The organism is Corynebacterium sp. NML120713, from assembly GCF_001875735.1.
In the GTDB taxonomy this organism is placed as follows: Bacteria; Actinomycetota; Actinomycetes; order Mycobacteriales; family Mycobacteriaceae; genus Corynebacterium; species Corynebacterium pseudogenitalium.
This window is the reverse complement of record NZ_MLCR01000029.1, coordinates 20,513-43,791: the sequence shown is the minus strand read 5'-3', so window position 1 is coordinate 43,791 and position 23,279 is coordinate 20,513. Positions and strand designations below refer to the sequence as shown.

The following is a 23,279-nucleotide window of genomic DNA, read 5'->3' as shown; positions in this document are numbered from 1 at the left end:
TGGGTTCGCTACCGCGACCAGATCCTTCCTGCGGCCGCCTGGCCGAGGCTGAGCCCGCCGTCGGTGGCGGGCACTTTTTTATGCGTTAACACCGTCAATGAGGGGTGTTGGTGCCGGAGTACTTGCAAGATGTCGGTCATCAAAATGCGGTTGACGGCGCAGCCCCCCGTGATGCCAATGACCTCGGTTGCTTCTTCTTGGGCGGCGTCAATAAGCGAGCGAGCAACGAGTGTCGCTATGCCTGCGTGTGCAATTCGGGCAATGTCTTCGAAGAGGCGTGTTCCATCTAGGGTTGCGTTGATCACCCATTGTGCAAGATGCGGGAACGATCGAATATCTTCGGTTGCGTCAAGCGCTTCTGCCAGCGAAAGGCGAGACTTGCCTGCGAGGGCCTCAAGCTCCATCGCTGCTTGCGCTTCGTAGCTCACCGATTGCTGAACCTGGAGTATCGATGCGAACGCGTCGAAGAGACGTCCCATCGAAGTTGTTGCAGTGGTGCCGAACCCGCTGCTGAGCTGAGAGTCGACTAATCGCAACTCGTCTAGATCAACTTCAGGAGGCACGCTGAGGCCTTCGAGCTGCCAGCTATATGCGAGACCGCGCGCAATCCGCCACGGATTTCGCACCGCTTTATCGCCACCTACGAGGGAAAATGGTGGTAGGTGCCAGAGCCGCTCGGCGTTGCCATCGTCGGATACATGAAGTATTTCGCCACCCCAAATGGTGCCGTCCGTTCCGTAGCCGGTGCCGTCGAGAGCTGCAACGACGGCGGGCGTCGATAGTCGCTGATGCTCAGCCAACAGTGACAGTGCATGTGCGTGGTGATGCTGGACCTCAATGAGCTCGACGTCACGCTGGTCAGCGTAACGCTGCGCCCACATCGAAGTTTGGTAGCCAGGGTGCATGTCGCACACAACAACGTCGGGTTGTGCGCCTTGTATTGAGCAGAGCTGTTTTACCATTTTCTCGAAGTGCCGCTGAGCATCCCATGACCCCATATCGCCTACATGCGAGGAGACGTGTGCGTACCGCCCAACGGCCAGAGTCGCCGTGTTCTTGAGTTCGCCCCCTACCGCTAGGACAGTGGGCTTTCGCTCAGTGTCGAGCAGCATTGGAATCGGCGCCAGTCCGCGAGACCTCCGAACAAGCGTCGTATCGACGTAGACCGAGTCTTCCACGGGCACATAAATCTCACGATCGTGGAGCACAAACATGTCCGCGAGGTGCGTAAGTTTCCGAAGTGCCTCTTCATTAGTGACGCATAAAGGCTCGCCGCTGAGATTGCCCGAGGTAGCTACCACAGGTCGGTCAACCAACAGATGGTGCAGTGGCGAATATGGAAGCATGAGGCCTACTTCCCTCAAACCAGGCGCAATCCCTTCGCAGAGTGCTCCTTCGTGAAGCGGAACAGACACGATCGGATGTGACGGCGATACCAAAAGATCCTCCGCTTCTTTACTGAGTGTTGCAATGGATTTGGCGGCGTCGAGATTTGGCACCATCACCGCGAGAGGCTTGTCGGGTCGGCGCTTGCGCTCCCTCAGCTTTTCGACGGCCTCTTCGTTTTCCGCCGCGCACATCAGGTGAAAGCCACCAATCCCTTTGACCGCGACGACCGCACCAGATTCCCAGGCGTTTTGAACCTTGAGCACGAGCTCGTCGAATTTGCCGGGGTCCAATGCAAGCGCATCCGTTCGCGTTTCGGCGAGGACGGCACCGTTGGCATCCGTACACCACAAAGTAGGGCCGCAATGTGGGCAGCTTATTGGTTGCGCGTGAAACCGCCGGTCGTCTGGGTTCGTGTATTCTTCCTCGCATTGTGTGCACATAGGGAATTCACGCATGGTGGTAGTCGCGCGGTCGTAGGGGAGCGAAGTAATGATGGAAAGACGTGGTCCGCAGTGCGTGCAAGTGGTGAATGGGTAGTGGTAGCGCCGATTGTCTTGGTCATCAATATCGGCTAGGCAGGCTTCACACGTTGTCATGTCAGGGGAGATGAGTGTCTTTTCTCCCTCGACATGTTCTGACTCGACAATCCGAAACCCCGTTTCGCCGTATACGAGTGGGAGTGAAGACGTTTGGCTATCCAAAATGTGAGCGAGAGGCGGGAGCTCGTCGATAAGCGTCTTCTGCGCATTGTGGAGTGCTGTTGCGTCGCCCTGAAACTCGATAAAGACTCCGCGCTCGTTGTTGCCGACAAGTCCAGTAAGGCCGAAGCGTTGTGCGATTCGCGCGACGTGCGGACGCATTCCCACCCCCTGGACAATGCCTTCGAGAAAGACGCGGACTCTGCTCTGTGCTCCCATGCTGCATACTCTACAAACTTCTTGAATAATCGCCTAGGCTAGGTGCTGTGCATGAAGTTGCATTAAGTCATCAGTTAGCGTCAGCAGTTCAGCGCGCAGCGCGCGGACGAACAGTGCTGTCGGTGCACCTCCGAATCGGTGCGCTGCGACAAGTCGTGCCGGAATCACTCGAGTATGCCTGGGGGTTCGTCACAAAGGGGAGCCCCATGGAAAAGTCGGAGCTGCGGATCGACTGGGTTCCAGCCGAGATCGAGTGCAGCAACGGGCATCGAAGAATACTCGACCCCAATGAGTATCTCGACGTCCGATGCCAGGAATGCAACGCTCCCACGAGTGTGATTACGGGCGAGGAATTCGCTGTCGTAGACATTGATGTGACATCTGACCGTTAAGAAGGAGAAAAGAAGCATGGGACGTTTCCACCGCCACGACGACGGGACTGTTCACAGCCACGATCATTCGCATGATCACACGCACCACCACGAACACGATCACCTCCACGTGGGAGTAGATGCGGAGCACTCTGAGCACGGAGACCACACTGGGTATGACACTGGACGTGAACGCATCGCGGTGCTTGAGGATATTTTCACGGAAAACGATGTAAAAGCGGCCGCAAACCGTTCCGCGTTTGAAGAGCACGGCGTGGTTTGCATCAACGTGATGAGCTCCCCGGGAGCAGGAAAGACGACGCTGCTGCGTAAAACCTTGGAAGCGCTCGCGGACAAAATCCGTTTCGGGATTGTAGAAGGTGACATCGAAACTGCGTTAGACGCAGAGCGCTTGGAAAACCTCGGTGCACAGGTAAGTCTGCTCAATACCGGGAACGGGTTTGGGGGCGAGTGCCACCTCGATGCTCCGATGGTTGCGCATGCTTTAAAGGGGCTCAACCTCGATGATGTCGATATGGTGCTGATTGAAAATGTTGGCAACCTAGTGTGTCCGGCTGAATTTGAAGTTGGAGAGCATCATAAGGTAATGGTTGCCTCAGTTACCGAGGGGGAGGATAAGCCGCTGAAGTACCCGGTCATGTTCCGGAGTGTCGAAGTGGTCGTCGTAAACAAGGTTGACCTGCTGCCTTACCTGAATTTCGATCTCGATCTGTTCAAGGAAAATCTTGAGAAGGTGAATCCTGGAGTGAAGGTAATCCTTACCTCAGCTACAACGGGGGAAGGATTAGACGAGTGGAATGAGTGGCTTATGTCCCAATCGGGGGTAGATTTCTAGCCCTGCCGACTTCACGACACCGGAATTACTTTCATGTCTTGATACCCTGGCCCTATAGATGCGTTAAGCATGCAGCTTGACCGCTGATGGAATCTGTACACGTTCATTTGAGGGGTATGGGCCGGAGTATGTGCCGGCACATGGCTCTCGCATGAGAGGGAAAATCGATGCTTCTACAAGACACTTGGCAGAGTGGAACGCTTTGGGAAAACCTGTCGAAGAAGGGGGTGAAGCGTCGAGACTTCCTTAAAATGTGCAGCTCTATGGCTGCAGTGTTTGCAGTGGGTGCGCCGCTTGCCTCACGCGCCAACGCTGAAGAGACTGAGGTAATTGCCGAGGCGCTCGGTGATGTAAAGAAGCCAATGGTTGCTTGGCTTCAGCTACAGGAGTGCACCGGCTGTATGGAGTCGGTGCTTCGTTCCGGTTCCTCCACAGTTGAGGACCTCGTCTTGAACCAGCTGTCGATGAACTACAACGAGCTCGTGATGGCTGCATCAGGGCACGCAGCCGAGCAGGCACTGGAAGAGATGAACAAGGAACCGCACATTCTGGTGGTCAACGGCTCTGTTCCAACTGGTGCAGGTGGCGCATACTGCCAGATCGGCGGCAAGAGCGCCGAGCAAGTTCTCCGCGAAGCCGCAGAGAACGCAACCGTAATCCTTTCCGTAGGTGCATGTGCAGTGTATGGCTCAGTACAGGCTGCTCGTCCAAACCCGACCGGGGCAGTGGGTGTTGACGAAATTATCAAGGATAAGCCAGTCATCAACGTGGCTGGTTGCCCGCCTATCGGTGAAGTTATCACCGCAACAATCACCTACCTGCTGACCCACGGTGAGCCACCAAAGGTGGATGCAGAGGGTCGTCCACTCTTTGCGTACGATCAGCGCATTCACGATTCCTGTCCGAAGCGTCCACACTTCGATGCGGGCCAGTTCGTGCGCACGTTTGATGACGAAGGCGCTCGTAATGGCTGGTGCCTCTATGAAGTTGGTTGCAAGGGCCCATCGACCTTCTCGCCATGCCCGATCATCCAATGGAACCTCAAGTCCGGCTGGCCGATCGGCGCTGGTCACCCGTGCATCGGTTGTACGGAAAAGGACTTCTTTGACCGGTTTACTCCGTTCTACGAGGAACTGCCGAATGTTCGTGCATTCGGTCAAGAAGCTTCCGCTGGCAAGATTGGCCTCGGCCTCATTGGTGTCGCCGCCGCTGGTACCGCAGTCCATGGCGCACTCAGCGTAGTCAAGGAGGTTGGCATCCGTCGCAAGAGTGGCGAAGTTCAGCCTCTTGCGGCCTTTGGCGAAGAAGATGGTCCCGAGGATATCTCGGCACTTATGGCAGAGGGTGATCGGGCATTTGCGACGAGCACAGATGCCGATGGCCATCACAGGCCGACCAACCCTTCCGCGTAAGCGGCGTTCACGACGATTGAAAGGAAAAGCAACTAAAAATGGCTGAAAGAGTTGTTGTAGACCCGCTGACGCGTATCGAGGGTCACCTCCGCATGGAGATGGAAGTCGAAGACGGCACCATCACCAACGCTTGGAGCGAGACCACGATGTTTCGCGGCATTGAGAAGATTGTAGAAGGTCGAGATCCACGCGACGTCTGGGCGTTTGTTGGCCGTATCTGTGGTGTTTGCACTGGCGTCCACTCCCTGGCAAGTGTTGTTGCCGTCGAGGATGCGATTGGAAGCCACATCCCAAAGCAGGCGCAGCTCATCCGTGACCTCGTCCTGACGAGCCAGGAGATCCACGACCACGTTGTGCACTTCTACCATCTGCACGCCTTGGACTGGGTAAACGTCGTCTCCGCCGCAAAGGCAGACCCGGAGAAGGCAGTCGAGTTTGCTAAGTCCATTGGTTCGAAGTGGAAGCTGAACTCCGTTGACAAGTTCCAGGAGGTCAAGGACACCTTGAACTCTGTTCTTGACTCCGGTCAGCTGTCTATCTTCACTGGTGGGTACTGGGATCACGAAGACTATCGCCTGCCTCCAGAAGCGAACTTGATGGCGGTCTCTCACTACCTCGACGCGCTGCAGTTCCAGCGCTCCATTATTCGCATCAACACAGTGTTTGGTGGCAAAAACCCGCACCCGAACTTCCTGGTAGGCGGCATGGCCTGCACGATTGATCAGGATAAGTCCGAGACAGTCAACCAAGTTTCTATTGATCAAATCAAGAACTGGGTTGCAGAGATCGACGAGTTCGTCAAGGGCGTGTACTTGCCCGATGCAATGGCGATCATGGGCGTATACAAGGACTACTTCGATATCGGCGCTGCAGCTCCAAACTTCCTCGCAGTCGGGATGGCAGGTGCGACGGTTCGTGGTGACCATATGGAGCGCACCATGGGATACACCCACACGGATATCACCCCAGGTATCCTCCTGAACGGTGATTACTCCAAGGTGCATGAGCTCAACCCAGACCTGTTCAAGGAATATGTTTCTTCCGCATGGTTTGCGCAGGAAGACAAGAACGAGGGCAAGCACCCATTTGAGGGCGACACCATCGCCGATTACACCGGTCCGAAGCTGCCATACAAGTGGCTCGGCGATAACGAGGAATACACCTGGTCGAAGGCGCCGCGTTACGACGGCCACGTTATGCAGGTTGGCCCGATTGCTCGTATCCTTCTTGCGTATGCACAGAACGAGCCAAGCACGAAGCGTCTCGTTGATGATGCGCTCAAGAAGCTTGACATAAAGCTCGAGCAGCTGAACTCGACCGGTGGTCGCACCCTGGCACGTGCTCTGGAAGCGGTAACGACGTCCGAGGCAATGTCCAACGTGTTGTTGCCTGAATTCATCGAGGGACTTCGCAAGCGCGATTACGATGTCTTCGACTCGAGCAAGTGGGAGCCTTCAACCTGGCCGAAGGAGGCCGAAGGCTTCTGCATGATGGAAGTGGCCCGCGGGTCCCTCAGCCACTGGACCAAGATCAAGGACGGTAAGACGGAGCGGTACCAAGCTGTCGTCCCGACCACTTGGCTGGCGGGCGGCCGTGACCCTGAAGGCAAGATGGGCCCGTACGAGGAGTCGCTGGCGAACGGTAAGCACCCGCTTGCTAACCCAGATGAACCGCTCGAGGTCCTTCGTACGATCCACTCGTTTGACCCCTGCATGTCCTGTGCAGTCCACTTGTTGGACACAGAAGGTAATGAACTTGTGAAGGTGATTACCCAATGAGCACCCAGCTAAATCGTGCATCTGCGGGTTCGGGTGATACACCGGCCACTCGCCAGATCACACCAGACAAGAACTTGGTGTTGAGTGTTACAGAATCTCGTCCGATTGATGACATCGGTGCCGAGACCCTGTTGCGCTTGGCATCTTCGCAGCCCGCAGACTCTCCCGACCCCGTGGACCAAGCTTTGCTGCGGGCGGTTGACCCGGACTACGTATATGGCACTGTAGAAAGCTTTAGCCCTGCGACGCCGAGTCGAAAATACTCGCTGTCGGTGGTGCGCAACGCAAAGCTGCTCGGTGAGCGCCAAGACGTAGCAGTGATGCGTGGAGATCTTGCATCAGTAATTCAAGCATCTGCGTGGGATAAGCACGAGATGAAGACGATGATGCAAAACGTCGACACGGTCTCCAAGTTCGGCAATCGCTGCATGGGCGTTGCCGTGGCACCAGTCGACGGCGACACCACGGGTGAATTTGTCCTGAAGGGCTACATTGCCTTCGGCATCGGCGACCATGTTCGTCCTCGCCCAGTGACTAAGGGCGGCTACACACGAATCGAGATGTGGCCGGTTGCCCTGCGTTGGCAGCACTGGATTAACATGCTCCTGATCATCATTATGACGATCACGGGCTACTACATCATGGATCCCTTCTTCGGTCCATCGAACGCACATGACGCAGGAATGCTCATGGGCTGGAATCGTCTGATTCACTTCATCGCAGCCTTCGCGTGGATCGCGCTGTCCATTTGGAGGCTCGCCATCATGGTGTTCGCCCAGACACGGCAGATGAAGTGGCGGGCGCTCTGGCCGGTGCGAAGTCAGGATGACCTCAAGTTGATGTGGGAACAGACGAAGTACTACCTGCTCCTCACCAATGAGCCACCGCCACGTGTTGGGCACAACGGTCTGCAACAGACTGCGTACACCGGAATTTACGCTCTGTGTATGGTGCAGATTTACTCTGGTCTTGCGCTTTTCGGTTTGCCCAAGCAGGATAGCTGGTTCTGGCGGCTCATGGCTGCACCCGTGGAATGGATCGGCATCCCATACTTCCGTTTGGTGCATGCATTGATCATGTTCATTATTTGGGCTTTCGTCATTCTGCACGTCTACCTTGTGTTCCGTGCCGATGCGACGGAGCGCCACGGTGGCCTGTCTGCAATGATCAACGGCGGTGTTTGGTTGCCGAAGGGCACGAAGCCGGTTGACGGCCCTGAGGTTGAGTAGAGTATGACGGTCACGAGGAAGCTTCGTTCCGCGCCAGATGTCCCGGTGCCATCGCCTGAGCTGGTGACGCTTGATGGCGTCACTATCAACGTCATTGGCATTGGAAACGAGATCATGGCGGATGACGCAGTTGGGCTGGCCATCCTCCGCGAGCTTGAGGCGGACCCGATCCAGGGCGTGAACTTCATCTATGGAGGAACGTCTGGCATGGAGATCCTACCCATGGTGCAGGACGCCGACTACCTGCTGGTGCTCGATGGGCTCAAACAGGGCCAGCCAGGTGATGTGGCTGTGCTCGTCGGTGATCAAATTCCGCGCCTATTGCAACAGCAGCTATCGCCTCACCAGGTGGGACTGCTGGACCTGTTGAGCGCCGCGCGCCTCACAGGTCAAGAACCCGACAACGTGGCGGTTGTGGGTATCACGGCGCGCGACGTCGAATTCCGTACATCGCTGAGTGAGGAGATCAGTGCTGCAATTCCAGAAGCAGTGCAGCGGGCCCGGCAGCTGCTAAAGGAGTGGACATCAGAAGCTACTCAACATCAACCCAAGTAACTTGGAACTCGTCACCCCCACGCAGATCTGCAGTGGGGGTGTCACATTTAGGGCATCGCAGCGCGAAGTATTCGTCAATCTCGACGGTATCTTCACATTGAGGGCACCAGACTGCCGCGGGGATAATGTCCAAGTCGAGCCGGGCTTGAGCACACGTTGTATCGACGCGTGCAAGATCCCATGCTTGGCGAAGCGCATACACATCAACCCCGGAGCGCGTGCCTACTTTCATACCGACCGCCAGGACGTTTCGGCCGGGCACCGACTCGTTCACTGCATCGATTACCCCGCGAAGTAGACTCAATTCATGCATACCCCCATTATGTTCAATTGGGGTAGGCAACGCGAGTAAGGAGCATGGAAAATGTCAGAGAAGTTGTTTCTTGACGCCGTCATCGATCCGCTTGCAGCGACAGTCATTGTTGAAGGCGAGGGCAATGAACGCACCGCACGCTTCGACATCGCCGGCGTGCCGCGCGTAGACAAGCTGTTAGTGGGCAAGCGCGCGAGCGAAGTTCCGACTATCGTGACGCGACTCTGTGGGCTGTGCCCGGTAACGCACCACTTGGCGGGGATGCGAGCACTTGACCAACTTGTTGGGTCGAGCGATTCGATGAGCGAGCAGGCCGTGCAGCTCCGGCGCCTTCTTCATGCGGGTTCGGTCCTTGACACGCTCGCACCGCGCCTGCTGCCTGACCACGGATTAGAGATCCGCAAGTTTGCGAAGCTGGTGCTGCGTGCCGCCGGTTGTCCGGGTCACTTTCCCGATGTTGCGATTCCTGGGGGAGTGCACGCACACGCCGATGCCGATGAGGTCAAGCGCGCAGCTGAAGGCGTCTCGACGATCCGTAGTCTCTTGCCTTCCCAACCGGTTGAGCCTGTGGAACAGCATCCACCAAAGCTTGCCGACCTTTTCGCGTGTGATGCCGACGGCGCAGCAGATCCACTAGGAGAGTGCATTGCCGCGCGTTTCGAGGGTGAGCTGCATTTGTTCCCAGCGCATGATTTCTATGAGCACGTTCGAGAGCAGCACCCCGGTGCTATCACCCCGCGGCCCCAGGTACTTATCGACGGCCACTGGCGCGACTACCGGGTAGGCCCAGTTGCGCGATTCCCCCATCTGAGCGCGCGCGACGCCCAGTTTGCGCTTGTGCGCTCGGTACTCGACGATATCGAAAAGCTTTTGCAGGTTCCTGAGCTGTTGGCTGAGCCGGTCGTCGTCGATAATTCACTGCGCGATGGCACCGTAACGGGCATCGTTGATGGTCCTCGAGGCTTGTTGGTGCACCGCTACACTGTGGAAGACGGCAATCTGATCGATTGCCAGATTTTGAGCCCTACCGCGCAAAATGAGGGATGGCTTGCTCGGATGCTCACAGAGGCATCGACTCCTGCAGAGATGGAGTATGCGATCCGTAGCGCGGATCCTTGCCTGCCGTGCACCTCGGCACCGGAAGGCGCCATGAACATCAACATTGAAAGGAAATGATGTAGCGATGTGTCTTGGAGTTCCAGCGAAAGTGCTGAGCACTGGCGACCTGTCCAGCCCCATGCCGATGGGGGCCATCGATATGAAGGGTGAGGAGCGGCCATGCTGCTTCGCATATCTTCCAGAAGTTGAGGTGGGGCAGTGGGTGCTCATCCAGAATGGATTCGCAATGGACGTCATTTCGGAAGATGACGCGCAGGCCTCGTTCGAGGCAATCGATGAGTTTGATCTGCTACCAAACCAACCCGGCTCTACTGTGCGCTGACCTTAACGGCGTCCGATTGTTGTTCTGCTCGCGCCGTGCGCTATATTGAGCAGGCACGCCCCAGTAGCCCAATTGGCAGAGGCAACGGATTCAAAACCCGTCCAGTGTGAGTTCGAGTCTCACCTGGGGCACAAGGAGCCTGGTCGAGGATTCCCTCGACCAGGCTCCTTTTGTACGAAACTTAGCTATCAGGCTGATGCCAACTCGTTGATGCGTTCAACAGTTGTGACTGGGTCATCAACTGTGAGGACGAGGCGGGCGAAGTTCTCATCAGCTAACTCGATTACGACCGTATTCTCGAATCCGCTGACGTTCCAAAACAGCTTTTCACCATCTGAGTGGAACGTTCCCGCAAGCTTTTCTCCCATCCTTAGTCCTGGGCAGCGAAAACCCTTCGGCTCGTTCTTCATACCCGGGTCATGTGTAGCTCCGCGTACATGTTCCCAGGGAACCTCGATGGATCCTTTGAACGACCAAATCTTATCTAAGCCGAGTGGCTCAACAACCAGAGTAGCGTCGGTGAATTTGAGATTGTTGTTGCTCATTGTGCCTCTCCTTTGGAAGTGCTGCTTGCGCGGTCGAGTAAGTGCTTGCCTAGTGCTGCTGGGCCTTCAGCAAAGCAAAGGGAATTTGCTTCGAGAATCAAGGGGCGTAGCTCTTGGCTTACGGGCGCGACTTCCACGAGAGTGACTGCAACAAGACTCTTGGCTTCTAGTGTCACTTCACCTGTCTTAGCGTTTCGGCATACTGCTTCCAGCGCCGTTCTCAGCAGGCCATGTTTGGAACCGAAGATTTTATAGAAGCTCGAACGATTTATCTCAAGGTAGGTAAGAGTTGCGTCAACGGACTGTGCTGTATACCCGCGTTCACCGAAAAGCTTTATAGCCCTGCGGATGACTTCGTCTTCATCGAACTCTCGTGGTCTACCCATGACTTTCATACTATTCGTTCTGGAATGCATTGTCCATTATCTGAGGCGGATTAGATACCGTGTCGCGCGCCAAGTGCGTGTTTATGGCTCTACGCCCGGATACTGGAAAGGAACCGGTGCTGTTGTGGTTTGGGGCTCAGTTTAAAAGTAGCGTTGGTTAGTGGATTATGCTCCGGTACCGAGTAGACCGCGCACAAGTGCGGTGAACCCGCCGAAGATCGCCAGGGCGAGTGCTATTCGGTACCCCAGTTGTACTGGTACCCGTGGTGCCATACGGGTGCCAACAACGATGCCCAACACCATCGCAACAATGCCAACCACCCACGTTTCAGGAGTCACCGCGGAGAGGTTTGCTGCACCAGTGATTTCCTTAATGGCGAATGAGAGTGCGCCGCTGACCAGGAAGATTGGCTGGAGCGTAGCTGCGTAGATCTCCTTAGGCCAGCGTGCCGCGTGGGCGTACACGGTGATTGATGGGCCAGCTACGCCTGCCAACGTGTTCATGAAACCACCAAGTGAACCTGCGATAACAGAAGGTACGGTGCCTTCAATATTCGGTATGTAGCGTTTTCCCAACGTCACTGTGCCGAGCGCGATCAACAATAGAACGCCAACGATGATTAGAAGCAAACTAGTTGAAACTGCCCGTATGAGGAATGCGCCGGGTACCGCACCCAAAACAAGGGCTCCGGCAATTGGGGCAAAGCGTTTCCAATCAACGCGCTCGCGCATTGAATAGGTGTTGGCTATCGCGTTGACTGTGGCTAGCACGTTGACCATCAACACCCCAGAGACTGGACCGAGGAGGACAGATAGTGCGGGGGCCGCGATAAGCCCAAGGCCCATTCCTGAAATTCGCTGCAAGGCAGCTCCAGCGAACACAGCCAGGAAGATTCCGATCAGAACTGTTGTCACTGCACCCTCCTGTGCTCTGCTTCATATACAGCGCTCATCACCCTACCTGACGAATTTTAGATACCTGGAGTGAACTGGCGATTTAGATGATCGCGTGGTGCGATTCACGCCTGAGCGCTTGCCTGCTATATACTTTGCGACGTCGCCCCAGTAGCCCAATTGGCAGAGGCAACGGATTCAAAACCCGTCCAGTGTGAGTTCGAGTCTCACCTGGGGCACAACACCCGGCCATAAGCCGGGTTTTCTTGTTTGAGTCGTCATGTCGGGACGTACGTCTACACTAGGGGCCGTGAAGAAACGGTTATTGCTCATTGACGGACACTCCATGGCATTTCGAGCGTTCTACGCTCTGCCTGCTGAAAACTTTTCGACGACCGGTGGCCAAACAACGAATGCGGTGTATGGCTTCTTGTCGATGTTCGCCAACGTTGTGGCGCAAGAAGCACCAACGCATATTGGTGTGGCGTTTGATGTGGGGCGCAAGACGTTTCGAACGGAACGTTTTCCGGAGTACAAAGCTCAGCGCGAATCCACTCCGCCTGAGTTTAAGGGGCAGGTTCCGCTGATTCAGGAGTGCCTTGAGGACCTCGGAATCATCAGCTTGTCGAAGGAGAATTTTGAAGCTGACGATATCGTGGCGACGCTGGTGCACCAGGCTCGCGTTGATCAGGATTTCGAAATTGTCTTGGTTTCAGGGGACCGCGACTACCTACAACTGGTAGACGATTCAACGACGCTGTTGTACCCGATGCGCGGGGTTTCGACGATGACACGTTTCACTCCGGACAAGGTCGAGGAGAAGTACGGGCTGACTCCGGCACAGTATCCGGATTTTGCGGCGCTTCGGGGAGACCCGTCTGATAACCTCCCCTCGGTTCCGAAGGTCGGGGAGAAGACGGCGACAAAGTGGATCACGCAATACGGTTCGCTTGCAGAACTCGTTAACCACGCGGATGAAATCAAGGGAGTCGCAGGTCAAAACTTCCGAGACCGTATCGAGCAAGTGCAGCTCAATCGTGAACTCACGCAGATGGTCACCGACGTGGAGCTCCCTGTTACGCCAAATGACTTGGAGCTAAAGGCCGTAGACATCGGTGCTATTGCGAAGCGATTTGATTCTTTGGAGTTCGGCACGAATCTTCGCGAACGTGTGCTATCCGCGCTTCCTACGGAAGGGGACGCCGAAGAGCATTTGCCTGTGGAGCTTCCAGAAGTTGTGATCGACGAAGGGCCGTTGGACGATTGGATCGCTTCCCATAGGGGGCAAGGATTAGCACTGTATGTGGACGGTAGTCCGGTGCCGGCAAACGGCGATGCTACTGCGATTGGGATCGTCGATAAGGAGCGGCACGGCATCCAACGCGAAACAGCGGAGCTTACCCCTGAAGAGGATGCTGCGCTGAAGGACTGGTTGGAGTCAGATGACCCCAAGTACCTCCACAACGGTAAAGCTATGTATCACATGTTGCGGGGCAGAGGCATCACACTCAGCGGGATTGCGCATGACACAGCGATTGCTGCCTACCTGCTTCGCCCGGGGCAGCGCACCTATGCGCTGGCTGATGTATACCAGCGTCACTTGCAGCGACAGTTGGACGTAGGGCAAGAGCAACTCAGTCTGTTGGATCAAACTTCACAGGTTGATGCCGCCGTTGCTGTGTTGGAACTGGCGCAACATCTTGCTCAAGAACTTCGTGAAATCGACTCTTACGCGCTGTATGCCGACCTGGAGCTGCCACTTGTACCCATTCTTGCCAGGATGGAGGACGTCGGCGTGGCTGTTGATATCGAAGCTCTTGAAAATCTTCGCAAGGAGTTTACTGACAAGGTTGCCCAGGTAGAAGGAGAGGCCCGCACGCTTGTCGACGAGCCAGCTCTCAACCTTTCGAGTCCGAAGCAGCTTTCTGTCGTTCTTTTCGACAAACTTGACTTGCCTAAAACCAAGAAAACAAAGACTGGGTATTCGACGGCAGCCAAGGAGATCGAGGCGCTTGCAGAAAAGAATCCGCATCCGTTCCTTGATCATCTGTTGGCACATCGTGAATATCAGAAGATGAAGTCCACAATCGAGGGGCTTATCAAGGCGGTACACAGTGATGGCCGAATTCACACAACCTTCAACCAAACCGTGACTTCAACGGGCCGACTGAGTTCGACTGATCCAAACCTGCAGAATATTCCCGTCCGTACAGAGACAGGTCAAAAGATTCGAGCAGCATTCACCGTTGGTAAGGGGTATGAGTATCTTCTGACCGCTGATTACTCACAGATTGAGATGCGAGTGATGGCGCACCTGTCCGGGGACAAGGGGCTCATCTCCGCGTACAAGGATGGCGAAGACCTGCACAACTACGTCGGTTCACAGGTATTTGATGTTGCTATCGACGCCGTGACGCCCGAGCTACGCCGTCGGGTCAAGGCAATGTCATATGGTTTGGTTTATGGGCTCTCTGCGTACGGCCTCGCCGCGCAGCTCTCGATCTCGCCAGGTGAAGCCAAGGAAATCATGGAGAGTTACTTCCACCGTTTCGGTGGGGTGAAGCACTATCTGGACTCGGTCGTCGAGAAAGCCAGAAAGGATGGATACACCGCAACTGTGTTTGGGCGCCGACGCTACCTGCCTGAGCTCAACAGTGACAACCGAGTCGCCCGAGAAAATGCTGAGCGGGCGGCCCTGAATGCTCCTATCCAAGGTACTGCCGCAGACATCATTAAAGTAGCGATGATTCACGTTGACCGAGCGTTGGCTGACTACGAGTCCCGTGTGCTGTTGCAAGTGCATGACGAGTTGGTTGTTGAAGTCGCTCCGGGTGAGCTCGATGAAGTGCGTGAGATTGTTGAGCGGGAGATGGATCGCGCTATTGAACTCAACGTGCCGCTCGAGGTTTCTACCGGATACGGAGAGAACTGGCAGGATGCTGGCCATTAGGGCGGGAAGTGCGGGGCTATAGAGCGGCCCCCATTATTCCGCTCTATAGCCCCGAGACGGTCCCAGAGCCTCCTTCTCAATCCGTCTGGGACTGCCTTCCCCCATCAACCGCTTCTTCCCCCGAGTTCCCCCGAGAAGCGGTGCCACGGTTCACCTCGCGAGGTTTCACAGCTCTAGATTGGCCTTATCTATCGCTGCTGCGCCTTGATCGTGGCAATGAAAACACTAACAGACGTCTGTGGGGAACGTAAGAGAATTGGCCAAAAATGGACTACATTAAACAAAATATTGACTAATTATGGGGGTGTGGGATGGCGAGTGTATTGCTTTGACCTGCGAGTTTGCGCCTTATCGGCGGTGCGGCAGACTTACGGCGTTCTCAGTTGGCGAGTTCGGTGAAGGATGTGTTGTTTGCCTTAACGGTCGACCTGATGGGGATTTATCCGAGTGTTGATATTTGCGCGAGCTGGGCAAAGGCGATATTCTTGCACGAGCATATCTGGGCAATAGGTCTCGTGGTGTCGTAATAGGAGGGCATCACCGGCTCATATTGCGGGATCTTTCCGCGCTGGTAAGAGATGATATGCCCCTGTCCAAATACGATCTCCTATTTCAATTTCGGAGCACATTTAACTTATGCGCACTTCCAACGCACCACAGGTCGCAATCAACGATATCGGCGGACCTGAGGAATTTCTCGCCGCTGTAGACGCAACCATCAAGTACTTCAATGATGGTGACATCGTCTCCGGCACCGTAGTTAAGGTTGACCACGATGAGGTTCTCCTTGACATCGGCTACAAGACTGAGGGTGTTATCCCTACCCGTGAGCTGTCGATCAAGCATGACGTTGACCCGGACGAAGTTGTCCAGGTCGGCGACGAGATCGACGCACTGGTCCTGACCAAGGAGGACAAGGAAGGTCGCCTCCTGCTCTCCAAGAAGCGTGCTCAGTACGAGCGTGCTTGGGGCACCATCGAAGAGCTGCAGAAGAACGACCAGCCAGTTACTGGTACGGTCATCGAGGTTGTCAAGGGTGGCCTCATCCTCGACATCGGTCTTCGTGGCTTCTTGCCTGCGTCGCTCGTTGAGATGCGTCGCGTCCGTGACCTGGATCCATACATTGGCCAGGAGCTCGAGGCAAAGATCATCGAGCTGGACAAGCACCGCAACAACGTGGTCCTGTCCCGCCGTGCATACCTCGAAGAGACGCAGTCCGCTGTTCGTTCCGACTTCCTGCACCAGCTGCAGAAGGGTCAGGTACGCAAGGGCGTTGTTTCTTCCATCGTCAACTTCGGTGCTTTCGTGGACCTTGGCGGCGTAGACGGCCTGGTTCACGTTTCCGAGCTGTCCTGGAAGCACATCGACCACCCATCTGAGGTTGTCACCGTCGGCGATGAGGTTACCGTTGAGGTTCTCGACGTCGATCTCGACCGTGAGCGTGTTTCCCTGTCGCTGAAGGCGACCCAGGAGGACCCATGGCGCGTGTTCGCACGCACCCACGCTGTCGGCCAGATCGTGCCGGGCAAGGTCACCAAGCTTGTTCCATTCGGTGCGTTCGTTCGCGTCGAAGAGGGCATCGAGGGTCTGGTTCACATCTCCGAGCTGGCACAGCGCCACGTCGAGGTACCGGACCAGGTTGTCAACGTTGGCGAAGAGGTCATGGTCAAGGTCATCGACATCGATCTCGACCGTCGTCGTATCTCGCTGTCGCTGAAGCAGGCGGACGAGGATTACAACGAAGAGTTCGATCCGTCCCGCTACGGCATGGCTGATTCCTACGACGAGCAGGGTAACTACATCTTCCCAGAGGGCTTCGATCCGGAGACCAACGAGTGGATGGAGGGCTTCGACGAGGCTCGTCAGCAGTGGGAGGCTCGCTACGCAGAGGCTGAGCGCCGCTTCCAGGCGCACACTGCACAGATCGAGCGTCATCGCGCTGCTGCTGCCGAGGCGGCAGAGCAGGCGGGTGACCAGGCGAACTACTCCTCGCAGTCCAACGCTGCAGCTCCGGCAGCGGATGAGACCGCTAGCGCAGGTGGCTCGCTCGCATCTGACGAGCAGCTCGCAGCACTTCGCGACAAGCTCGCTGGCAACTAGTCTTTATTAGCTAATCGACGACCCCTTCCTGGAATCCAGGAAGGGGTTTTCGCCTAGTATGTGACGCATGTTGAAAATTGGGCTTACCGGAGGAATCGGAAGCGGAAAGTCGTCCGTTGCCGCGTTGTTACGTGAGCGTGGCTTCGTCGTAGTCGATGCTGACCGTATCGCGCGCGATGTTCTGCAACCAGGAAGCGATGCGCTAAAAGAGGTGGCTGCTGCATTCGGCGATGACCTGGTGGACGCTTCCGGCGCTTTGAACCGCAAGTTGCTGGCGCAGCGGGCGTTTGTCTCGGAGGAACAGACGCAGAAGCTGAATTCGATTACGCATCCTGCGATTCGCAAGGAGTCATCACGGCAGTTCGACGCCGCTGAAGCTGAAGGAGCCCGGGTTGCTGTGTACGATATGCCACTGCTTGTAGAGCTTGGGCTGCACCGTCAGATGGACTTCACCGTTGTAGTCGATGTGAACGAGGAAGAGCGAGTGAGGCGGCTGGTTCAATTGCGCGGTCTATCGGAGGCAGACGCCCGTTCCCGTATAGCACGGCAGATTGATGACGACGATCGACTTGCGGCCGCTGACTACGTGATTGACAATAACGGTCCGTTGTCTGAGCTCGCTCCGCAGGTGGATGCTTTGGTCGACTATGTCGAGCGAGAATTGTTGCAGCATCAACGTTGAGGAATCTGGTTGAGTCATTAGACTGAGCTGCATGGCATTTGCAGCAGAGCATCCGGTCCTGGCACATTCGGAGTTTCGACCAGTAGGCGAGATCGAGCGTCGAGAAAAGCCCTTTGAAGTCGTCTCGGAGTTTGAGCCATCGGGTGATCAGCCTAAAGCGATCGCAGAGCTAGATGAACGTCTCAACCGGGGAGAAGAAGACGTCGTCCTCATGGGTGCCACCGGCACCGGCAAGTCGGCGACGGCAGCGTGGCTGATTGAAAAGCAGCAGCGCCCAACGCTCGTGATGGCTCCGAACAAGACGCTCGCCGCGCAGCTAGCAAATGAGCTTCGGCAGCTCCTCCCAAATAACGCGGTTGAGTACTTCGTCTCGTACTACGACTATTACCAACCAGAGGCATATATCGCTCAGACGGATACATACATCGAAAAAGATTCCTCCATTAATGATGATGTAGAACGCCTGCGTCACTCAGCTACCTCCGCATTGCTGTCGCGTCGTGACGTAGTGGTGGTGTCGTCAGTCTCTTGTATCTACGGCCTTGGTACGCCGCAGTCCTACCTTGATCGCTCTGTGGTGCTGCGCGTGGGGGAAGAGGTTGAGCGTGACCGCTTCCTTCGATTACTCGTTGATATCCAGTACGAGCGCAACGATATTGACTTCAAACGCGGTACGTTCCGAGTAAAGGGCGACGTCGTCGATATCATTCCCGCGTATGAGGAAGTCGCGGTTCGGGTTGAGTTCTTCGGAGACGAGATTGACAGCTTGTATTACATTCATCCGCTCACGGGAGACGTGCTGAGCCAAGAAGATGAGCTTCGGATCTTTCCTGCTACCCATTACGTGGCCACTGAAGAGCGAATGGAAAAGGCGATCGAATCCATCAAAGAAGAGCTTGCAGACCGTTTAGAGGACCTTGAGAACCGCGGAAAACTACTTGAGGCTCAGCGACTTCGGATGCGCACCGAGTATGACCTCGAGATGATTCAGCAGGTTGGCTTCTGCTCAGGCATTGAGAACTATTCTCGTCACATGGACGGGCGCGAGGCAGGATCGGCGCCAGCGACGCTCATCGACTACTTCCCGGAAGACTTCCTCACAATTATCGACGAGTCTCACGTGACCGTCCCGCAAATTGGAGGAATGTTTGAAGGCGATATGTCGAGGAAACGCAACCTCGTGGAATTCGGATTCCGGCTGCCGAGCGCCGTCGACAACCGTCCGTTGACCTTCGATGAGTTTGAATCGCGCGTGGGGCAGACGGTGTACATGTCCGCGACACCGGGCGATTACGAGCTCGAAGCAGCACACGGCGAGTTTGTTGAGCAGGTTATTCGCCCAACAGGCCTCGTCGATCCAAAGGTCACGGTGAAACCGACGAAGGGACAAATCGACGACCTGATTGACGAGATTCGCGTCCGGGTGGAGAAGAACGAGCGCGTGCTGGTCACTACCTTGACGAAGCGCATGGCTGAGGACTTGACTGATTATCTCCTGGATAACGGGGTAAAGGTGCGCTACCTGCACTCTGACATTGATACGCTGCAGCGCGTTGAGCTGCTCCGCCAGCTGAGGCTTGGAGAGTTTGACGTCCTCGTTGGCATCAACCTGCTGCGAGAGGGTCTCGACTTGCCGGAAGTTTCACTTGTTGCAATTCTCGACGCCGACAAGGAAGGGTTCCTGCGTTCGACCAAGTCGCTGATTCAGACTATCGGGCGCGCAGCTCGTAACGTATCTGGAGAGGTCATCATGTACGCCGACCAGGTCACTGAGTCGATGGAGGAAGCAATCAGTGAGACAGAGCGGCGTCGCGAAATTCAGTTGGCGTACAACAAAGAACATGGGATCGATCCGCAGCCGCTGCGCAAGAAGATTGCCGACATTTTGGATCAGGTATATGAGAACACTGACGGTGAAGCTGAAAATGGCGTTGCCTCGGATACCGCAGTTGTATCGAAGCCAGACGTGTCCGAGATGGCCTCTGATCAGGTACAAGCATTGATCGACGACCTTACGAAGCAAATGGGTGCAGCAGCTCGCGAGTTGAAGTTTGAGCTCGCCGGCAGACTGCGTGATGAAATTGCTGATCTCCGAAAGGAACTTCGTGGTATGAAAGATACAGGAAACTAAGAAAGGTTCGAGGAATCTATGCATACCTATAAGTCGATTGCTGTCGGTACTGACGGTTCACCAACTTCGCTTGTTGCGGTTCGTGCTGCTGCGAGCCTGGCCCGCGTGTATGACGCGAAGCTCACAGTCATCTGTGCTCACTACACAGCGTCGGGCTCGATGCTGAACGCAACCAACGCGGAGCTGAGCAAGATCGATATCGTGACGGAATCGGGCGCCGAGGATATCTTGAGGCGTGCGAAGGCGATCGCAGTCGAAGAACAGGCACCAGAGATTAACTTGGTCTCCAGTGGCGGCCAGCCTGCGAATGTACTGCTGGAATCAGTAAAGGAATACAGCGTAGATCTCCTCGTGGTTGGAAACAAAGGAATGCGGTCCCTCGCCGGTCGAGTCTTCGGCAACATCCCAGGTAGCGTGGCAAAGAAGGCGCCGGTTGATGTCATGCTCGTTGACACCCGAGCTGAAGGCCATGACTAGCCTTCATCCGCGCGAGAACCAGGTACTATAAATTTGACCGTGCTTGTTGGCGCCACCGTTATCCAGCGAGCGACAGCTGAATCAGGAAAGGTCTCAAGAATACAGCTATGGCCAATTACTACAAGACCATCGTCGTAGGGTCCGACGGGTCCAAGTCTTCATTGCTCGCCGTTGAGCGTGCTGCAAAAATGGCGAGTGCATTTGGTGCCACGCTAGTGATCGGTACCGCGTATTACGAAACGGAAGCGGACGCGACGAAGAGCCTGCGACAAGATTCGGTCACCATCCTCGGTGACAAGGACGCGTTGGCAAATCTTGAAGCGGCAGCAGAACATGCGCGACAGCACGGAGCAAAAGACGTGCAGACTGCGACCCGTCCGGGTACTCCAGTAGAGGCTCTGATGGCGATTGTTCGTGACAACAATGCGGAACTGCTGGTGGTCGGTAACCGCGGTATCAACTCTCTGACAGGTCGCCTGCTGGGGTCTGTCCCAGCAGACGTTGCTCGCCAATCGGACTGCGACGTCATGATCGTACATACCGTCAGCTAACGCTTCATATAACAACCTCCGGCCAACTGCCTGGCCGGAGGTTGTTCTATGGCATCTCACCGATGACAGCGAGGCTTTGAGTTGCTCGGGTCATCGCCACGTAGAGGTCTTGCCAACCTTGCGGAGAGGCGTCGATAATTTCTTGGGGTTCTATTAGTACTACATGGTCAAATTCGAGTCCCTTCATCGCATCGACATTTGACTTGTCGATGATCGCTGTCGTGCGCCCATCCTCGTATGTTGCGACAGTTTCTGGGGTGGTGCCGGAAGGCCAAAACTCGACGGGTTGCCCAGTGCTTCGAATACTCTCAGGGACCGCTGCCTCTGAGTCGATCGCGTGAAGAACTTTCGCGGCGTACTCCATAATCTCCGACGGAGTCCGGTAGTTCACACTCAAGGTATGCGTGCGGAAACGCGAGCCAACGAACGGTTCCAGCGTTGCTGACCAGTCGTCTGAACCCGCAGGCGAAGAAGTCTGCGCGGTGTCTCCAACTAATGTCATCCACTTTGATGGGCAGCGCCGAAACACCATCCGCCATTCCATCGGTGAGAGCTCTTGTGCCTCATCCACGATCACATGCCCATAGGCCCATGTGCGATCTGCGCGTGCGCGCTCTGCGGTCGAACGGATATCGGTGCTCGCCTGGCGCTGCGCGAGCGTTTCCGCATCAATGACGTCTGATGCAGAAAGGATCTCAGCCTCGAACTGGTCGTCATCGTTGTCAGTGGACTCGGATGAAGCCAAGACGTCCAACGCGTCCTCTGCCTCGGCCACCTGCTGTTGCCACGCATCGTCAACGGAGTCACGAATACCCTCCGCTGGGCTACTACCAATAAGAATCGAGAGCTCGTCGAGTAACGCAGCATCCGACGGGGCCGTTGCCGCACCAGGCTCCCGAAAGAGGGCATCTTGTGTGTAGTCGTCGTAGTCATACGCGACAGCTGCGATTGCGTCGCGGTCTTCAAGCAGATTGCGTAGTACTCCTGCAGGCGACAGAGTGGGGAAGTGGGCGTCAATAAACTCTCGGACCTGGGATTCTTCAGCCAGGTCATCGTGGAGCTGATCGACGTCCGCAGCAGATAACAGATTCTCACCGCCTAGAGGGTCCGCACCAATGGTGTTGGCAAGTGCTTGCGCAAGAAGTTCGCAAAGATGTTCCGCAAACACGGCTCGTGCTTCATTATGAGGACGACGTGACCGTCGTGCTTTGGTTCTGGCTGCCTTAACCATGGCCGGCGTCGCAGCGACGGGAACGTTCTCAATTGAAAGGGTTACCGCGCGCTCCGGGACCGTCTCATATGACTGCACAGCCCGCTTGAGAATCGTGACCATCTCAATCGAGCCTTTGACTTCCCGTGCAGCAAGCGACTCGCTACCTTCCGGGGTAAAACCGGGGATTAAGTCTGAGATGGTGGAAAGCACTACGCCGGTCTCGCCGAGCTCCGGAAGAACTCGCGAGATGTAGTCCAAAAAGACGGTATTGGGGCCAAGAACCAAGACGCCGGTCTTCGCCAGCTGCGCTCGCCAAGTATAGAGCAGATACGCAACACGATGAAGAGCGACTGCAGTCTTGCCAGTACCTGGACCACCCTCGACAACCATCACTCCACGCGTAGCGTCACGAATGACGGCATCCTGTTCACGCTGGATTGTCTCAACGATGGATTGCATGTGCGCAGTGCGTGGCCGATTCATGGCGCGTCGCAGCGCAGCCTCGGATCCGACACCCGAGGCTTCAACGCCCGTACCTGTGCCGGAGAGGACCTCGTCGTCAATAGCTTCCACCGTGCGGCCCCTCATACGGATGTTTCGCCGGGTTTGCACGCCTGAAGGGTGCGCCGTCGTTGCGAGGTAAAACGACCGTGCCATGGGTGCACGCCAATCGATGAGGAGCGTCCGGTACTTGTCTTCGGGGGCGTCGATGCCCATCCGGCCTATATAGCGTCGGTCAAGATTGTCGCTGTTAGGGACTAGATTCTCCGGTGACTCGTCCTCCACATCAATTCGGCCAAAAACTAAGCCAACTTCTGCCAGGTTGAGTGCATCGAGTTTTGCATTCAGCCCATGATATTCGGTTTCGCGCCGGACGAGCGCATCAGAATCTGGGTTGTCAGGGTCGACATCTCGTTGCACCGCTTCCAGTTTGGCTTGGGCTTTCGATACTTCATCGTCAAGACGAGAAAATAGACCGTCGACGTAGTGCTGTTCGCGAGCAACCTCTTGCTCTGACACGGTGAACATAATCTCCTTCAAAGTAAAAGCCACCCCGCAACCACAACTATGCGGCCACGGGGTGTACTA

The 23,279-nt window shown here is 55.9% G+C and carries 20 protein-coding genes and 2 tRNA genes; 16 read left to right on the top strand and 6 right to left on the bottom strand.

Annotation, left to right across the window (positions count from 1 at the left end):
- Positions 1 to 8 precede the first annotated feature (8 nt).
- Positions 9 to 2,306 (bottom strand): carbamoyltransferase HypF, encoded by a 2,298-nt coding sequence (gene hypF / locus BJP06_RS11450; RefSeq protein ID WP_070479134.1) that lies wholly within the window; start codon positions 2,304 to 2,306, stop codon positions 9 to 11.
- Between the two features lie 47 nt (positions 2,307 to 2,353).
- Between hypF and BJP06_RS11445 the strand changes: the two genes are divergently transcribed.
- The 6 genes from BJP06_RS11445 to BJP06_RS11420 all read left to right on the top strand — a co-directional run bounded on the left by BJP06_RS11445 (position 2,354) and on the right by BJP06_RS11420 (position 8,507).
- Positions 2,354 to 2,698, top strand: a complete 345-nt coding sequence (locus BJP06_RS11445) for a hydrogenase maturation nickel metallochaperone HypA (RefSeq protein WP_070362543.1) — start codon at positions 2,354 to 2,356, stop codon at positions 2,696 to 2,698.
- A gap of 16 nt (positions 2,699 to 2,714) precedes the next feature.
- A complete protein-coding gene (gene hypB / locus BJP06_RS11440) occupies positions 2,715 to 3,533 on the top strand; it encodes a hydrogenase nickel incorporation protein HypB (RefSeq protein WP_070362542.1) in 819 nt (272 codons plus the stop codon).
- 167 nt (positions 3,534 to 3,700) lie between these two features.
- Entirely contained in the window at positions 3,701 to 4,945 is a 1,245-nt protein-coding gene (locus tag BJP06_RS11435; RefSeq protein WP_071573927.1) for a hydrogenase small subunit, read from the top strand.
- A 38-nt stretch (positions 4,946 to 4,983) separates the two neighbouring features.
- Entirely contained in the window at positions 4,984 to 6,723 is a 1,740-nt protein-coding gene (locus tag BJP06_RS11430) for a nickel-dependent hydrogenase large subunit (protein WP_071573926.1), read from the top strand.
- Positions 6,720 to 7,952, top strand: coding sequence for a Ni/Fe-hydrogenase, b-type cytochrome subunit (gene cybH / locus BJP06_RS11425; RefSeq protein ID WP_083433295.1), 1,233 nt, complete (start codon positions 6,720 to 6,722; stop codon positions 7,950 to 7,952). The genes BJP06_RS11430 and cybH overlap by 4 nt, the downstream gene beginning before the upstream one ends.
- A 3-nt stretch (positions 7,953 to 7,955) precedes the next feature.
- Positions 7,956 to 8,507, top strand: coding sequence for a HyaD/HybD family hydrogenase maturation endopeptidase (locus BJP06_RS11420; RefSeq protein ID WP_083433294.1), 552 nt, complete (start codon positions 7,956 to 7,958; stop codon positions 8,505 to 8,507).
- Here BJP06_RS11420 and BJP06_RS11415 read toward each other — a convergent pair.
- The gene (locus BJP06_RS11415; protein ID WP_071573925.1) at positions 8,485 to 8,820 is read right to left on the bottom strand and encodes a hydrogenase maturation nickel metallochaperone HypA; all 336 of its coding nucleotides are present in this window, start codon (positions 8,818 to 8,820) and stop codon (positions 8,485 to 8,487) included. The genes BJP06_RS11420 and BJP06_RS11415 overlap by 23 nt on opposite strands.
- A 51-nt stretch (positions 8,821 to 8,871) precedes the next feature.
- On the opposite strand from BJP06_RS11415, the gene BJP06_RS11410 reads away from it, so the two are divergent.
- The 3 genes from BJP06_RS11410 to BJP06_RS11400 all read left to right on the top strand — a co-directional run bounded on the left by BJP06_RS11410 (position 8,872) and on the right by BJP06_RS11400 (position 10,392).
- On the top strand, positions 8,872 to 9,996 hold the full coding sequence (locus BJP06_RS11410; protein WP_071573924.1) for a hypothetical protein: 1,125 nt from the start codon (positions 8,872 to 8,874) through the stop codon (positions 9,994 to 9,996).
- A gap of 7 nt (positions 9,997 to 10,003) precedes the next feature.
- On the top strand, positions 10,004 to 10,261 hold the full coding sequence (locus BJP06_RS11405; protein ID WP_070362538.1) for a HypC/HybG/HupF family hydrogenase formation chaperone: 258 nt from the start codon (positions 10,004 to 10,006) through the stop codon (positions 10,259 to 10,261).
- A gap of 57 nt (positions 10,262 to 10,318) precedes the next feature.
- Positions 10,319 to 10,392 (top strand) — tRNA-Leu (locus tag BJP06_RS11400).
- Between the two features lie 57 nt (positions 10,393 to 10,449).
- Here BJP06_RS11400 and BJP06_RS11395 read toward each other — a convergent pair.
- The 3 genes from BJP06_RS11395 to BJP06_RS11385 form a co-directional block, all read right to left on the bottom strand.
- Positions 10,450 to 10,806, bottom strand: coding sequence for a hypothetical protein (locus BJP06_RS11395; protein WP_071573923.1), 357 nt, complete (start codon positions 10,804 to 10,806; stop codon positions 10,450 to 10,452).
- A complete protein-coding gene (locus tag BJP06_RS11390) occupies positions 10,803 to 11,192 on the bottom strand; it encodes a TetR/AcrR family transcriptional regulator (protein WP_071573941.1) in 390 nt (129 codons plus the stop codon). Before BJP06_RS11390 ends, BJP06_RS11395 begins: the two co-directional genes overlap by 4 nt.
- 165 nt (positions 11,193 to 11,357) lie before the next feature.
- A complete protein-coding gene (locus BJP06_RS11385; protein ID WP_071573922.1) occupies positions 11,358 to 12,107 on the bottom strand; it encodes a sulfite exporter TauE/SafE family protein in 750 nt (249 codons plus the stop codon).
- 144 nt (positions 12,108 to 12,251) lie between these two features.
- Here BJP06_RS11385 and BJP06_RS11380 point away from each other — a divergent pair.
- The 7 genes from BJP06_RS11380 to BJP06_RS11350 all read left to right on the top strand — a co-directional run bounded on the left by BJP06_RS11380 (position 12,252) and on the right by BJP06_RS11350 (position 20,977).
- A tRNA-Leu gene (locus BJP06_RS11380) sits at positions 12,252 to 12,325 on the top strand.
- Between the two features lie 41 nt (positions 12,326 to 12,366).
- The gene (polA, locus tag BJP06_RS11375; protein WP_071573921.1) at positions 12,367 to 15,036 is read left to right on the top strand and encodes a DNA polymerase I; all 2,670 of its coding nucleotides are present in this window, start codon (positions 12,367 to 12,369) and stop codon (positions 15,034 to 15,036) included.
- Positions 15,037 to 15,672: 636 nt separating this feature from the next.
- On the top strand, positions 15,673 to 17,136 hold the full coding sequence (rpsA, locus tag BJP06_RS11370; protein ID WP_070362535.1) for a 30S ribosomal protein S1: 1,464 nt from the start codon (positions 15,673 to 15,675) through the stop codon (positions 17,134 to 17,136).
- 67 nt (positions 17,137 to 17,203) lie between these two features.
- Positions 17,204 to 17,818: a dephospho-CoA kinase gene (gene coaE, locus BJP06_RS11365; RefSeq protein ID WP_071573920.1), complete on the top strand. Its 615-nt coding sequence runs from the start codon at positions 17,204 to 17,206 to the stop codon at positions 17,816 to 17,818.
- A gap of 31 nt (positions 17,819 to 17,849) precedes the next feature.
- The gene (gene uvrB, locus BJP06_RS11360; RefSeq protein ID WP_070479118.1) at positions 17,850 to 19,949 is read left to right on the top strand and encodes an excinuclease ABC subunit UvrB; all 2,100 of its coding nucleotides are present in this window, start codon (positions 17,850 to 17,852) and stop codon (positions 19,947 to 19,949) included.
- Between the two features lie 18 nt (positions 19,950 to 19,967).
- Positions 19,968 to 20,426 (top strand): universal stress protein, encoded by a 459-nt coding sequence (locus tag BJP06_RS11355; RefSeq protein WP_070362532.1) that lies wholly within the window; start codon positions 19,968 to 19,970, stop codon positions 20,424 to 20,426.
- A 107-nt stretch (positions 20,427 to 20,533) separates the two neighbouring features.
- Positions 20,534 to 20,977: a universal stress protein gene (locus tag BJP06_RS11350; RefSeq protein ID WP_070362531.1), complete on the top strand. Its 444-nt coding sequence runs from the start codon at positions 20,534 to 20,536 to the stop codon at positions 20,975 to 20,977.
- Between the two features lie 46 nt (positions 20,978 to 21,023).
- On the opposite strand, the gene BJP06_RS11345 is transcribed toward BJP06_RS11350, so the two are convergent.
- Positions 21,024 to 23,219: a UvrD-helicase domain-containing protein gene (locus tag BJP06_RS11345; protein WP_071573919.1), complete on the bottom strand. Its 2,196-nt coding sequence runs from the start codon at positions 23,217 to 23,219 to the stop codon at positions 21,024 to 21,026.
- Positions 23,220 to 23,279: the final 60 nt, after the last annotated feature.